This window comes from Allocoprococcus similis, assembly GCF_054660775.1.
On the sequence record NZ_BAAHSG010000013.1, the window covers coordinates 20,428 to 32,865 of the forward strand.

Here is a 12,438-nt window from a genome sequence, read left to right on the forward strand (position 1 = left end):
CATGTTCGGATATGTGACGGCGAATGAGCCGGAATTAAAAGTAAAAGATTATCATAAATATAAAGCGTATTACTGTGGCCTTTGCCAGTCGCTGAAGAGACAGTATGGCAGCGCAGGACAGCTTACGCTTGCCTATGATATGACATTTGTGATCATTTTACTTACTTCTTTATATGAAAGTGAAACAAAGGCGGAAAGACATCGCTGTAAGACGCATCCGTTAAAGCCACAGCCAATGCTGGAAAATGAAATCACAGAGTATGCGGCTGATATGAATCTGATCATGGCGTATTATCATCTGGAAGATGACTGGAAGGATGAGAAGAAAGTAGCAGGGCTTTTCGGGAGTATGGCTTTGAAGCGAAAAGTAAAAAAAGCAATTCGGAAATATCCAAGGCAGAGTCGGGTGATCAGAGAAGAAATGGCAAAGCTTTCGGAATATGAAATTCAGGGTATACAGGAAGTTGACTATCCGGCAGGCTGCTTTGGCCGGCTGATGGAAGAGATGATGGTATATAAAGAAGACTGCTGGGAACAGCAGCTTCGAGGGATCGGTTTCTATCTGGGCAAATATATTTACATTATGGATGCTTACGAAGATCTGGATAAGGATCTGGAAAAAGGGACTTATAATCCATTAAAAAAGATGCATGAAGAAGCCGGATATGAAGAAAGATGCAGAGACATTCTGTGCATGATGATCGGCGAATGCGCAAGAAATTTTGAAATTCTGCCATGTGTACTGGACGTGGATATCCTGCGGAATATCCTGTATGATGGCGTATGGAAACATTACAGAAAGATACAAGAAAAGAAAAGCGAGGAAAAGGAAGATGACAAAGAATCCTTATGAGGTGCTTGGCGTATCGCCAAATGCATCGGAAGAGGAGATAAAAAAGGCGTACAGAGAACTGAGCCGGAAATATCATCCGGATGCCAATGTGGATAATCCGCTTCGGGATCTTGCTGAAGAAAAGTTCAAAGAAGTACAGGAAGCTTATGATGAAATTATGAAAGAGCGGACGAATGGAGGGTATAATTACGGATACGGCGCGGGTTCAGGGAACTATTCTTATGGTAATAATTCCTATGGTAATCAATCTTATGGAAATGGCAGATACCAGCAGTACAATAATATGAATCCGGAGATGCAGGCGGCATTCAATTTTATCAATAACCGCAGATATCAGGACGCGATCAATGTGTTGAACCGTATGAATGACCGGACAGCACAGTGGTATTATGCAAGTTCCATGGCCAACGCCGGCGTCGGCAACAATGTGCTGGCAAGGGATTATGCTGCGCAGGCAGTGAATATGGAGCCGAATAACCCGCAGTACAGAGAGCTGATGAACCAGCTGAACTGGGGAGCACAGAGATATAATAGTAATCCGTTTGGTCAGGGATATGGCAATCGTAATTCCTCTCCGTGTGGAACTGGAAATATGTGCTGTGATCTGTGGATCGCAGATTCATTATGTGAATGTATGGGAGGGGATCTGTGTCCATGCATCTAAATGCAAAAAAGATTGCATTTGCAGGTGTTATGCTTGCACTGACAGAAGTGGGGATTGCGCTTGGCAGTGTGATCGAAACGAATACCCTTTTTTTACTGGCGGCGGCATCCTTCTTTGTCGGGATTGTAATTCAGGAATTTGGATTGAAAAGCGGGGCAGGCTTTTTGCTGGCAGGAATTTTGCTGGGAATCTTTCTGTCTCCGAATAAATTATATGTGGTTTCCTATGCATTTATGGGATTTTATATTCTAATTATAGAAACAATATGGCATTTTCTTGGAAGAGCTTCCGGATGGATCAGAAGCCGTAGCTTTTTCTGGTTTATGAAATATCTGGTATTTAATGTACTTTATATTCCGGGGTTAATATATTTCTGGAGTATGTTATCTGAAAAAAAGGCTGCAAAAGGAATAATGCTTATGTCTGTTGTACTCGGACAATTTATACTTATTGTCTTTGATAAGACGTATGAATATGCAATAGGGAAAATCTGGAAAGAAAATAGACATAAATTCGGGTTTTAAAGCATATATAGTATAATAATGATGTGAGTGTCGAAAGTAAATTTTGCCACTCACTGATGTAACCGGATTGCTCTATTGCTAGGCAATTCCCACAATCCTCGAATACATCATAATGATAATATAAATTTTTATGTATTTTTTGCACAAAAAAGTGGAAAATTTAACAGAAAAATTGTATAATATAAGACAGGACAAATAGGAAAGAGAGGATTCACTTATGAAGCAGAATAATATGCTTGCTATGATCTTGGCAGGCGGACGAGGAAGTCGTCTTCACGAGCTTACAAATAAAGTAGCCAAACCTGCGGTTTCATATGGTGGGAAATACAGAATCATTGATTTTCCACTCAGCAACTGTGCCAACAGCGGAATTGATAATGTAGGAGTCCTGACACAGTATGAGTCTATTTTACTTAACAGTTATGTAGCGGCAGGCCGCAGATGGGGGTTAGATGCCCAGAACAGCGGAGTCTATGTACTTCCACCGCGTGAAAAAGCGGATGCGGACCTGGATGTATACAGAGGAACAGCAGATGCAATTTCACAGAACATTGATTTTGTGGACATGTTTGCACCAGAATATGTACTGATTCTTTCCGGTGACCATATTTATAAGATGAATTATGATAAGATGCTTGATTATCATAAAGAGACTGGAGCAGATGCAACAATCGCGGTCATTGAGGTTCCAATGAAGGAAGCAAGCCGTTTCGGTATTATGAATACGGACGATGAGGGAAGAATTGTAGAGTTTGAAGAGAAACCGGAGAATCCAAAGAGCAATCTGGCATCCATGGGTATTTACATATTCAACTGGAAGCTTTTAAGAAAGATGCTCCTTGCAGATATGAAAAATCAGGATTCCAATCATGATTTCGGAAAAGATATCATTCCGACTATGCTGAATGATGGAAGAAAGCTCTACGCATACAAGTTCAAAGGATACTGGAAAGATGTCGGAACAATTGATTCCCTGTGGGAAGCAAATATGGATCTGATCAACAATAAAAATGAACTTGATCTGAATGATGATTCATGGAAGATTTACACAGAGGATACAACTGTGCTTCCGCAGTATGTTGGTCCGACAGCAGAGATTGAAAGAGCATTTATCAACCAGGGTTGTGTGATCAATGGAAAAGTCAAAAATTCCGTACTGTTTACAGGCGCAAGAGTCGGTGAAGGTGCACAGATTATTGACAGTGTACTGATGCCGGGCGTTGAAGTAGAAGAAGGTGCAGTTGTAACAAGAGCGCTTGTGGCTGATGGCGTAAAGATTGGTAAAAATGCAGTTGTTGGATCAGCAGACAGTGAACATATTGAGTTAGTATCAAAACGTGTTAAGGGGGATGAGTAATATGGCACAGGCATTTGGAATCGTAAGTTTTGCCGGCAACAATATCCGGGTAGGAGAGATGCAGAATTACCGTCCGGTTGGTGCTGTTTCATTCCTTGGAAGATACAGAGTTATCGATTTCCCAATCTCTAATATGAGCAACAGTGAAATCGAACATATTCAGGTTTATGTAAGAAGAAAACCGCGTTCTCTTACAGAACACCTTGGAACAGGACGTCATTACAATATCAATTCAAAGAGTGGACGTCTTCATATTCTGTATTCAAACTTTGAAAATGCAGAATGGAGTGTATATAATAATGACCTGGCTGCGTACGAAGAAAATATGGAGTGCATTGAAGCTGTAAAATACCCATATGTAGTTATTGCACCAAGTTATATGATTTATACACAGAATTATGATGAATTACTTAAGACACATATTGAATCCGGTGCAGATATTACCCTGTTATATCACAGTGTGGATAATGCAAAAGAATACTATCTGAACTGTTCAACACTTAATCTGAACAAGCAGAAAGGTGTTCTTTCATTAGAACCGAACCATGGTAACGCGAAAAACCGTAATATTTTCATGGATACTTATGTAATGCGCAAAGATCTGTTTATGGAACTGGTTAAAAAGGGAAGAAAGATTTCTTCCATGTTCACGCTTAATGATATTGTGAATATGGCCTGCAGTGAACTGGATGTACGTGGAGTGTCACATCGGGGATTCTTTGCATCTATCACAGATTTCAAGAGCTACTATAATGCAAACTTATCACTGATCGATATGAAGAATGCGGTGACTTTGTTTGATAAGAACTGGCCGATTTACACAAGAACAAATGATTCATGCCCAACAAAGTATTATGAAGGAGCAAGTGTTAAGAGTTCTGTAATTTCCAATGGATGCCTGATCGAGGGTACTGTTGAAAATTCGGTAATCGGACGTGGATGTGTAATTAAGAAGGGTGCAGTTGTCAAAGACAGTGTTATCCTTCCGGGAGTTGTAATTGGAGCGGATGCGCGGATTGAAGCGCAGGTAGTGGACAAGAGTGCAAGGATTGTCCATGCAAAGGAACTGATTGCAGATCCGGAAAAACCAGGATATGTAAGAAGAAACGATACTTTATAATCAAAAGAAATTCAACAGAGAGAAGAATGCCGGCATGGGCAGACTTCTCTCTGTTTTTTTGGTTTCATAAAAAAAGAGGCTCATAACGAACCCCTTTTGCTGCTTTGTAAAATTATAATCTATTCGCGTCCCATTTTTAAAATCGGGCTGATCTTTTTGTAGATCAGGAATACAATCAGTGACACCAGGAAACCTTTCAACAGATTAAATGGTGCAACAGAAAGTAAAACAAAAGTCAGAAGACTGTTGATATGACTGTTGACTGCGGTTCCCATGGCAACCAGTGCGTCGATCGGCATATGGAATGCAGCAGCGTATGCCGGAAGCAGAAGGTATGCATTGATAAAACATCCGACAATTGTCATGAAAACAGTTCCCGTTACCATACCGATGATCGCACCCTTGCGAGAATGTAACTTCTGATAAATCAGGGAAGCCGGAATACACATTGCACATCCGATCAGGAAGTTTCCGAGATCTCCAACACCGGCTGTTGATGTACCTCTGATGAGGAGGTTCAACAGGATTTTGACCAGTTCGATCAAAGCGCCGGCTACAGGACCCATGGTAAATGCACCGACAAGGACCGGAACTTCACTGAAATCAATTTTGTAAAAGGTTGGTGCAAATGGAAGTGGAATATCAAATAACATCAGAACCATAGCGATTGCTCCGAGCACACCAATCTGTGCGATTACCTTTGTACTGATACGTTTTTTTTCTTTCGTTGTTGTTTTTTGGTTTGTCATTACATCTGTACTCATTTTTTCTCTCCTTTTCTCTTGACATAATCAGATGAATTGAGGAGGAAAATCTTCGAAAGCCTATGCAAAAAAATCCCCGGCGTGATACGTCGGGGGATTACTTGCAAAATCACTTTTTCTTCTCTCATCCAGACTTTACTGTCGGTTTTGGAATTGCACCAAATCAGCTGTCAGAAATCTGACAGGTCGCGGACTGTAACCGCCGGTTGGGAATTCTGCTTATACCATATCGATAAGAAGTCACCCTACCCCGAAGAATTTCCTTGTTCATTTGAACCCATTATAGCGCAGGCGTATATAAAATACAAGTACAAGTTAAGAAAAGACAGGGGGGCTGGCCACAGGTACTGTGAACAGTAACAAGACAGGGTTTTTCTAAACCCGGAGTGAGCAGTAACGACTTGTTTCCAAAGATTCGGTATGATATAATCGGTGTGACTTAAACTGATACGGAGGAAAATGAATGAATATAAAGTTTGAAGTAAAAATGACAAAAAAAGCCATGTTTGATTTTATGCTCTATACTTCCTATACAAGCCTTAGCGGAATCGTTGGTGTGATTTTCGGTGGTGTGACACTGGTGCTGGGAATCAGACAGTGTATGTTTGGAAGCTACAGTACAGCTGCAACCTTCTTTTTGTTTGCCGCAATTTTTCTGATCGGAAACCCGCTTCATTTAAAAGCACGTGCGGCAGAACAGGTAATGCGCTCCCCGATGTTCCAGAAACCGATCAGTTATGAACTTAACGAAGAAGGAATCCGCATTTCACAGGATGAACAAAGTGTGCTTAATGAATGGGGAGATTTCCGGAAGGCAGTTTCAACCGGTCAGTCGGTAATTTTATATGTAACAAAGGTAAGAGCACTGATTTTTCCAAGAGAATCCCTGGGAGAGCAGTATGCGGCAGCAGTGCAGATGATTTCTACACATATGCCAGCCAAGAAAGTCAATATCAGACACGTCAGTGCAAATTAGGAGGCAGACCAGAAGATGATAATTGAAACAAGAAGTGCCAAAGAAACATATGATCTCGGTAAGAAGATCGGGAGTCAGGCAAAAGCAGGAGAAGTCTATACACTGGTAGGAGATCTCGGCGTCGGAAAGACTGTATTTACCCAGGGACTGGCAAAAGGACTGGGGATTGAAGAACCGATCAGCAGTCCAACCTTTACGATCGTCCAGGTATATGAAGACGGAAGACTTCCGTTCTATCATTTTGATGTGTATCGGATTGGTGACATTGAAGAGATGGACGAGATTGGTTTTGAAGACTATGTATATGGAGAAGGTGTAAGCCTGATCGAATGGGCGAACCTGATCGATGAGATTCTTCCGGCGAACCGGACAGAGATCACGATAGAAAAAGATCTGGAACAGGGATTTGATTTCCGCCGGATCACGGTAGAGAAAAGAGGAGAATAACATGCGCATTTTAGCAATAGACAGTTCGGGACTTGTTGCAACTGTCGCAGTAGTTGAAGAAGAAAACGAAATTTCCAAAACGATTGCAGAGTATACGATCAATTACAAAAAGACACATTCACAGACCTTATTACCGATGTTGGATGAAATCGTGAAGATGACAGATATGAATCTGGATACGATTGATGCGATTGCGGTAGCAGGAGGGCCGGGATCATTTACCGGACTCAGAATTGGTTCAGCAACTGCAAAGGGACTGGGGCTGGCACTGAAGAAGCCTTTGATCCACATTCCGACAGTAGATGGACTTGCTTATAATCTGTGTTATACAGACAGGATCATTTGTCCGATCATGGATGCGAGAAGAAATCAGGTATATACTGGTATTTATCAGATGGACGGTGATAAACTGCAGGTTCTGGAAGCGCAGATGGCAGTTGGAATCGATGAACTTGCCAAAAAACTTTGTACTTATGGAAAACCGATGATCTTTCTTGGAGACGGTGTACCGGTGCATAAAGACAGGCTGGAGAAGGAATTGATGACGGATCAGGATATTGCATTTGCACCGGCACATATGAACCAGCAGAGAGCGGCAGCAGTCGGCATGCTTGGGATTCAGTATTATAAAGAAGGAAAAACAGAAACCGCAATGGAACACGAACCGGATTATCTGCGTGTATCACAGGCAGAACGGGAAAGAGAAGAACGTCTGAAAGCAGAAAACACACATGAGTAATAGGGATAACATAGAAATTACTTTAATAACAGAAAATGACAGAGAACGAATGGAACAGGTGGCGCAGATGGAAGCGGACGTATTTCCGGATCCGTGGAGTTATCATGAAGTGAGATCAACTGTCAGACAGAAGCATACTTTTTGTGCGACAGCAATGGAAGGGGATACCCTGTTGGGATATTTTCTGTGTTATTATGTTCTGGATGAATGCGAGATTGCAAGAATTGCGGTTGCTGAATCTGAAAGGCGCAGAGGAATTGGACAGATGTTGTTTGGATTTATGGAACAGATCTGCCATGAAAAGCAACTGAAAAGAATGCTTCTTGATGTACGTAAGAGTAATCAGGCAGCGATTGCTTTTTATGAAAAAAACAAATTTGGGATCGATGGAGAGCGAAAATTCTATTACGGAGGGAAAAATCCGGAAGATGCCATCCTGATGAGCCGCGTGGTTTAAAAAATGGAAGAAATCGCAAGAATATACAAGGCTTCCCACTGGAAGGCGTCAGCCTGTGACGTTATAATGTACCTGAACAGAGAAAGAGCTGAAAAATGAAACGGCAGTCTTTTTTTGCAAAGATACTCAGGAGGAAGTAAGATGCGTAATTATAAAAAAATTCAGACAGAAAAAAATACAGTCACAAAGATTGTGTGCAATAAATGTAAAAAAGAAATCACAATAAAAAATGGAATACCGGAGGAAGAGATGCTTACAGTTGAAAAAAGATGGGGATATTTTTCGCACAAAGACGGAGAAATCCATCGATTTGATATCTGTGAGGAATGTTATGATACCTGGATAGCATCTTTTCAGATTCCGGTATATGAAGAACAGGAGTTAGAATGTTAGATGTATGTTTGCTTGGAAGCGGTGGAATGATGCCGCTTCCTTATCGATGGCTGACCGCACTTATGACAAGATATAACGGTAGCCAGCTGCTGATTGACTGTGGCGAAGGTACACAGATTGCGTTAAAAGAGAAGGGATGGAGTTTTAAACCGATCGATGTAATTTGTTTCACGCATTACCATGGAGATCATATCAGCGGACTTCCGGGACTTCTTCTTACAATGGGAAATGCAGACAGAAAGGAACCGCTTACGCTGATTGGCCCGAAAGGTCTGGAGAGAGTAGTGAGTTCCCTTCGAGTGATCGCACCGGAACTGCCATTTGAAATCCGCTATAAAGAAATTACAGAGCCAGAACAGACTTTTGAGATGGACGGATATCGTCTGAAAGCATTTCGTGTAAAACATAATGTGATCTGTTACGGCTATACGATTGAAATCGACCGTGCCGGCAAATTTGATGTGCAGAGGGCAACAGAACAGAAAATTCCGAAGGAATACTGGAAACATCTTCAAAAAGGTGAGACAGTAGAGCTTGACGGAAGAATACTGACACCGGAGATGGTCCTTGGACCACCGCGAAGAGGAATTAAACTTACCTATTGTACAGATACAAGACCGACGGATTCTATCCGGAAGAATGCAAAAGGGTCAGATCTGTTTATCTGTGAAGGAATGTACGGAGAAAAAGAAAAAGCGGCAAAGGCAGTAGAATATAAGCATATGACCTTTTATGAGGCAGCAAACCTGGCAAAAGAGGCAGAGGTGGGAGAAATGTGGCTTACGCATTACAGCCCGTCCCTGCGCCATCCGGAAGAATATATGGATGAAGTGCGGGCAATCTTTCCACATGCGATCGCAGGAAAAGACCGTATGACAACAGAACTGGATTTTCCGGAATAAACAAAGCAGTAGAGAGAAGGAAAAATATGGATACAGAGAAAAAGGATATATTGATACTGGCAATTGAAAGTTCCTGTGATGAAACAGCAGCAGCCGTTGTAAAGAACGGACGACAGGTGTTGTCAAATGTAATCTCATCACAGATAGATCTGCATAAATTATATGGTGGTGTGGTTCCGGAAATCGCATCGAGAAAGCATATTGAAAAGATTAATCAGGTAATAGAAGAGGCTCTGGAAAATGCAGGTGTGACACTGGATGATATCGATGCGATCGGTGTGACCTACGGACCGGGGCTTGTTGGTGCGCTCCTTGTCGGTGTGGCAGAGGCAAAAGCAATCGCATATGCGAAAAAGTTACCACTCGTCGGAGTACATCATATTGAAGGGCATATTTCTGCCAATTATATTGAGAATCTGGAACTGGAACCGCCGTTCCTGTGTCTTGTTGTGTCCGGAGGGCATACACATCTGGTATGTGTCAAGGATTATGGGACTTATGAGATCCTTGGAAGAACCAGGGATGATGCGGCAGGAGAGGCATTTGACAAGGTGGCAAGAGCGATTGACCTTGGATATCCGGGAGGACCGAAGATTGATAAGCTTTCCAAAGAAGGGAACCCGGATGCAATCCCATTTCCACGCGCACATATTGAGGATTCCCCATATGATTTCAGCTTCAGCGGTGTGAAGTCGGCAGTTTTAAATTACATTAACGGCTGCAAGATGAAGGGAATGGAATACAACCGTGCGGATATTGCAGCGTCTTTCCAGAAAGCAGTTACGGATGTACTGGTAGGAAATGCCATGCATGCAGTGAAAGAATATGGACTTAATAAGTTTGCAATTGCGGGAGGCGTGGCGTCAAACAGCAGTCTCCGTGCAGCAATGAAGCAGGCATGTGAGGAAAATGGAATTGAGTTCTATTATCCGTCACCGATTTTCTGTACCGATAATGCAGCAATGATCGGTGTGGCAGCTTATTATGAATATATTAATGGAACCAGACATGGATGGGATCTGAATGCAGTTCCGAACCTGAAGCTTGGCGAGAGATAGAGCTGTAAAATGCAGATGCAAAGGAGAGAATAGTATGAACGGAGAAAAATGTACAGCAATTGTCCTGGCAGCAGGAAAAGGAAGCCGGATGGGAACGAAAATACAGAAGCAGTATCTGGAAATCTGTGGAAAGCCTGTACTGTACTATTCTCTTGCTGCATTTGAAGCATCACCGGTTATTGATGAGATTGTGCTTGTGACAGGAGAAGGTCAGATTGATTACTGCAGGGAGAATATTGTAGAAGCGTATGGGATTTTAAAAGTCAGTAAGATTGTAGTCGGCGGAAAAGAACGCTATGAGTCTGTCTATAAAGCACTTCGGGAGATAGAGCCGGAAGGCTATGTCTTTATCCATGATGGTGCGCGTCCGTTTGTGGATGAACCAATCATAGAACGTACTTATCAGGCAGTGAAGAAATACCGGGCATGTGTGGCTGGGATGCCGTCAAAAGATACGGTTAAGATCGTGGATGAAAAAGGTTTCGCTATAAATACACCAGAACGCAGACTGGTGTGGTGCATTCAGACACCGCAGGTATTTGAGACTGCGCTGATTCGTCACGCATATTTTCAACTGATGGAAAATGAAGAAAATGAAACAGGCATAACAGATGATGCGATGGTTGTAGAGCGCATGGAGAACTGTGCCGTAAAGCTGGTTGAAGGCTCTTATGAGAATATGAAAATCACAACGCCAGAGGATCTGGTAGTGGCAGAAAGTTTGATTAAAAAAAGAAATTTAAAAAAGTTGTAAAAAAGTGTTGACAATGATATATCACTATGGTATTATCTATCTTGTCGCTGATACACAGCAACAACTTAATAAATGCGGAGAGGTATCGAAGTGGTCATAACGAGGCGGTCTTGAAAACCGTTTGTCCGAAAGGGCGCGTGGGTTCGAATCCCACCCTCTCCGGTTAAGGCAGAACAAAATGTTCTGCCTTTTTTATTTCATAGGAAATTCCAAAGGAACTTCCTATGAAATAAAAGGCACTGCGTGCCGGAGATGCGCACTCGCACGAAGATGAAGAATGTCGCAAGCGGTCTACGCTCCGCTTCGGTCGTTGCTTAACGAGCGTCACTGGCGCTCAGCAACGCGCTCGGCGCGAGAATGTGCCGAGGCACATTCTTTCTTATTCTCTGTGAAATCGTGAAGAAACTTTCTGAAAGTATTATATACTGAAAAAAAGAATATTCTTTTTACTGCCTGACAAGAAGAATGAAAGAGACTTCCTAAAGCAAAAGTTGCTGTATTCCAGAGCCAGATGCCCATTTTGAAATATCAGAAAAAAGTACTGGACAAAAAGGAAAGAATCGTGTATATTAGATAACGGACGTTTTGGAGAAATACCCAAGCTGGCCGAAGGGGCTCCCCTGGAAAGGGAGTAGGTCGTTAATAGCGGCGCGAGGGTTCGAATCCCTCTTTCTCCGTTTTGTTCAAAGCTTAAAAGCATGGATCGGCAATACACATGAGCTTGAATGTAAAAAGCAGATCAAGAAAATGTGAAAAAAGTCGAAAAAAGTGCTTGACATCCAGAAAATGGAATGTTATTATAAATAAGCTGATGCACGAGAAACAAATGTTTCAAATGCAGAACAAAAAATAAATTAAAAAAGTTGTTGACAAACATGAAACGCTTTGATATAATATAAAAGCTGTCGCATGAAACGGCAACAACAAAAAAAGAACATTGATAACTGAACAATAGACAACAAACCCTGAAAATTCTTTAAAGAGATTTTTCAAGAACGGACATCGAAAGATGTCAAACCAGAACAGTAAACAGGAACAGAATTGCCAAGCGATTCTTGACTGGGTACAAACGGAGTAGTTCTTCAACAGAGTTGAAGAACGATTATGTTACTAAGCAGCGAAGCTGCAAGAAACATATATCAACGAGAGTTTGATCCTGGCTCAGGATGAACGCTGGCGGCGTGCTTAACACATGCAAGTCGAACGAAGCACCTGGATTTGATTCTTCGGATGAAGATCCTTGTGACTGAGTGGCGGACGGGTGAGTAACGCGTGGGTAACCTGCCTCATACAGGGGGATAACAGTTAGAAATGACTGCTAATACCGCATAAGACCACAGGGTCGCATGACCTGGTGGGAAAAACTCCGGTGGTATGAGATGGACCCGCGTCTGATTAGGTAGTTGGTGGGGTAACGGCCTACCAAGCCG

Annotated in this window: 14 protein-coding genes, 2 tRNA genes, 1 rRNA gene and 1 riboswitch; of the genes, 16 read left to right on the forward strand and 1 reads right to left on the reverse strand. The window is 42.2% G+C overall.

The features are described 5' to 3' along the window. Position 1: 1 nt before the first annotated feature. The 5 genes from ACYQ5K_RS07480 (at position 2) to glgD (ending at position 4,518) form a co-directional block, all read left to right on the forward strand. Positions 2–853, forward strand: coding sequence for a DUF5685 family protein (locus ACYQ5K_RS07480; RefSeq protein ID WP_173689432.1), 852 nt, complete (start codon positions 2–4; stop codon positions 851–853). Continuing rightward, positions 834–1,517, forward strand: coding sequence for a DnaJ domain-containing protein (locus ACYQ5K_RS07485; RefSeq protein ID WP_173689433.1), 684 nt, complete (start codon positions 834–836; stop codon positions 1,515–1,517). Before ACYQ5K_RS07480 ends, ACYQ5K_RS07485 begins: the two co-directional genes overlap by 20 nt. Further along, positions 1,508–2,041: a hypothetical protein gene (locus tag ACYQ5K_RS07490; protein ID WP_459777425.1), complete on the forward strand. Its 534-nt coding sequence runs from the start codon at positions 1,508–1,510 to the stop codon at positions 2,039–2,041. Before ACYQ5K_RS07485 ends, ACYQ5K_RS07490 begins: the two co-directional genes overlap by 10 nt. Positions 2,042–2,258: 217 nt before the next feature. Next, on the forward strand, positions 2,259–3,398 hold the full coding sequence (locus ACYQ5K_RS07495) for a glucose-1-phosphate adenylyltransferase (protein ID WP_173689435.1): 1,140 nt from the start codon (positions 2,259–2,261) through the stop codon (positions 3,396–3,398). Between the two features lies 1 nt (position 3,399). Next, on the forward strand, positions 3,400–4,518 hold the full coding sequence (glgD, locus tag ACYQ5K_RS07500) for a glucose-1-phosphate adenylyltransferase subunit GlgD (RefSeq protein WP_173689436.1): 1,119 nt from the start codon (positions 3,400–3,402) through the stop codon (positions 4,516–4,518). A gap of 119 nt (positions 4,519–4,637) precedes the next feature. On the opposite strand, the gene ACYQ5K_RS07505 is transcribed toward glgD, so the two are convergent. Beyond that, the gene (locus ACYQ5K_RS07505; protein ID WP_173689437.1) at positions 4,638–5,282 is read right to left on the reverse strand and encodes an ECF transporter S component; all 645 of its coding nucleotides are present in this window, start codon (positions 5,280–5,282) and stop codon (positions 4,638–4,640) included. Between the two features lie 112 nt (positions 5,283–5,394). Further along, a riboswitch (FMN riboswitch) is annotated at positions 5,395–5,544 on the reverse strand. A gap of 201 nt (positions 5,545–5,745) precedes the next feature. On the opposite strand from ACYQ5K_RS07505, the gene ACYQ5K_RS07510 reads away from it, so the two are divergent. From ACYQ5K_RS07510 to ACYQ5K_RS07560, 11 genes are all read left to right on the forward strand, one after another. Next, complete coding sequence (locus ACYQ5K_RS07510) at positions 5,746–6,258, forward strand: YcxB family protein (protein WP_243259167.1); 513 nt, start codon at positions 5,746–5,748, stop codon at positions 6,256–6,258. Between the two features lie 15 nt (positions 6,259–6,273). Continuing rightward, the gene (gene tsaE / locus ACYQ5K_RS07515; RefSeq protein ID WP_173689438.1) at positions 6,274–6,705 is read left to right on the forward strand and encodes a tRNA (adenosine(37)-N6)-threonylcarbamoyltransferase complex ATPase subunit type 1 TsaE; all 432 of its coding nucleotides are present in this window, start codon (positions 6,274–6,276) and stop codon (positions 6,703–6,705) included. Between the two features lies 1 nt (position 6,706). Continuing rightward, positions 6,707–7,444, forward strand: a complete 738-nt coding sequence (gene tsaB / locus ACYQ5K_RS07520) for a tRNA (adenosine(37)-N6)-threonylcarbamoyltransferase complex dimerization subunit type 1 TsaB (protein ID WP_173689439.1) — start codon at positions 6,707–6,709, stop codon at positions 7,442–7,444. Then, a complete protein-coding gene (rimI, locus tag ACYQ5K_RS07525) occupies positions 7,437–7,901 on the forward strand; it encodes a ribosomal protein S18-alanine N-acetyltransferase (protein WP_173689440.1) in 465 nt (154 codons plus the stop codon). Before tsaB ends, rimI begins: the two co-directional genes overlap by 8 nt. Before the next feature lie 141 nt (positions 7,902–8,042). Next, positions 8,043–8,294 carry a hypothetical protein gene (locus ACYQ5K_RS07530; protein ID WP_173689441.1) on the forward strand — a complete coding sequence of 84 codons (252 nt, stop codon included), beginning with the start codon at positions 8,043–8,045 and terminating at the stop codon, positions 8,292–8,294. Further along, on the forward strand, positions 8,288–9,196 hold the full coding sequence (locus ACYQ5K_RS07535; protein WP_173689442.1) for a ribonuclease Z: 909 nt from the start codon (positions 8,288–8,290) through the stop codon (positions 9,194–9,196). The genes ACYQ5K_RS07530 and ACYQ5K_RS07535 overlap by 7 nt, the downstream gene beginning before the upstream one ends. A 26-nt stretch (positions 9,197–9,222) precedes the next feature. Continuing rightward, entirely contained in the window at positions 9,223–10,254 is a 1,032-nt protein-coding gene (gene tsaD, locus ACYQ5K_RS07540; RefSeq protein ID WP_173689443.1) for a tRNA (adenosine(37)-N6)-threonylcarbamoyltransferase complex transferase subunit TsaD, read from the forward strand. Between the two features lie 34 nt (positions 10,255–10,288). Next, positions 10,289–11,008: a 2-C-methyl-D-erythritol 4-phosphate cytidylyltransferase gene (ispD, locus tag ACYQ5K_RS07545; protein ID WP_173689444.1), complete on the forward strand. Its 720-nt coding sequence runs from the start codon at positions 10,289–10,291 to the stop codon at positions 11,006–11,008. A gap of 76 nt (positions 11,009–11,084) precedes the next feature. Next, a tRNA-Ser gene (locus ACYQ5K_RS07550) sits at positions 11,085–11,170 on the forward strand. Between the two features lie 425 nt (positions 11,171–11,595). Then, a tRNA-Ser gene (locus tag ACYQ5K_RS07555) sits at positions 11,596–11,685 on the forward strand. A 461-nt stretch (positions 11,686–12,146) separates the two neighbouring features. Further along, positions 12,147–12,438 (forward strand): 16S ribosomal RNA (locus tag ACYQ5K_RS07560); the annotation flags it as partial.

Bases quoted from the DNA above. Each gene is read 5' to 3' on its own strand.
- ACYQ5K_RS07480 (WP_173689432.1), top strand. From the start codon at position 2: ATGTTCGGATATGTGACGGCGAATGAGCCGGAATTAAAAGTAAAAGAT.
- ACYQ5K_RS07485 (WP_173689433.1), top strand. From the start codon at position 834: ATGACAAAGAATCCTTATGAGGTGCTTGGCGTATCGCCAAATGCATCG.
- ACYQ5K_RS07490 (WP_459777425.1), top strand. From the start codon at position 1,508: ATGCATCTAAATGCAAAAAAGATTGCATTTGCAGGTGTTATGCTTGCA.
- ACYQ5K_RS07495 (WP_173689435.1), top strand. From the start codon at position 2,259: ATGAAGCAGAATAATATGCTTGCTATGATCTTGGCAGGCGGACGAGGA.
- glgD (WP_173689436.1), top strand. From the start codon at position 3,400: ATGGCACAGGCATTTGGAATCGTAAGTTTTGCCGGCAACAATATCCGG.
- ACYQ5K_RS07505 (WP_173689437.1), bottom strand. From the start codon at position 5,282: ATGAGTACAGATGTAATGACAAACCAAAAAACAACAACGAAAGAAAAA.
- ACYQ5K_RS07510 (WP_243259167.1), top strand. From the start codon at position 5,746: ATGAATATAAAGTTTGAAGTAAAAATGACAAAAAAAGCCATGTTTGAT.
- tsaE (WP_173689438.1), top strand. From the start codon at position 6,274: ATGATAATTGAAACAAGAAGTGCCAAAGAAACATATGATCTCGGTAAG.
- tsaB (WP_173689439.1), top strand. From the start codon at position 6,707: ATGCGCATTTTAGCAATAGACAGTTCGGGACTTGTTGCAACTGTCGCA.
- rimI (WP_173689440.1), top strand. From the start codon at position 7,437: ATGAGTAATAGGGATAACATAGAAATTACTTTAATAACAGAAAATGAC.
- ACYQ5K_RS07530 (WP_173689441.1), top strand. From the start codon at position 8,043: ATGCGTAATTATAAAAAAATTCAGACAGAAAAAAATACAGTCACAAAG.
- ACYQ5K_RS07535 (WP_173689442.1), top strand. From the start codon at position 8,288: ATGTTAGATGTATGTTTGCTTGGAAGCGGTGGAATGATGCCGCTTCCT.
- tsaD (WP_173689443.1), top strand. From the start codon at position 9,223: ATGGATACAGAGAAAAAGGATATATTGATACTGGCAATTGAAAGTTCC.
- ispD (WP_173689444.1), top strand. From the start codon at position 10,289: ATGAACGGAGAAAAATGTACAGCAATTGTCCTGGCAGCAGGAAAAGGA.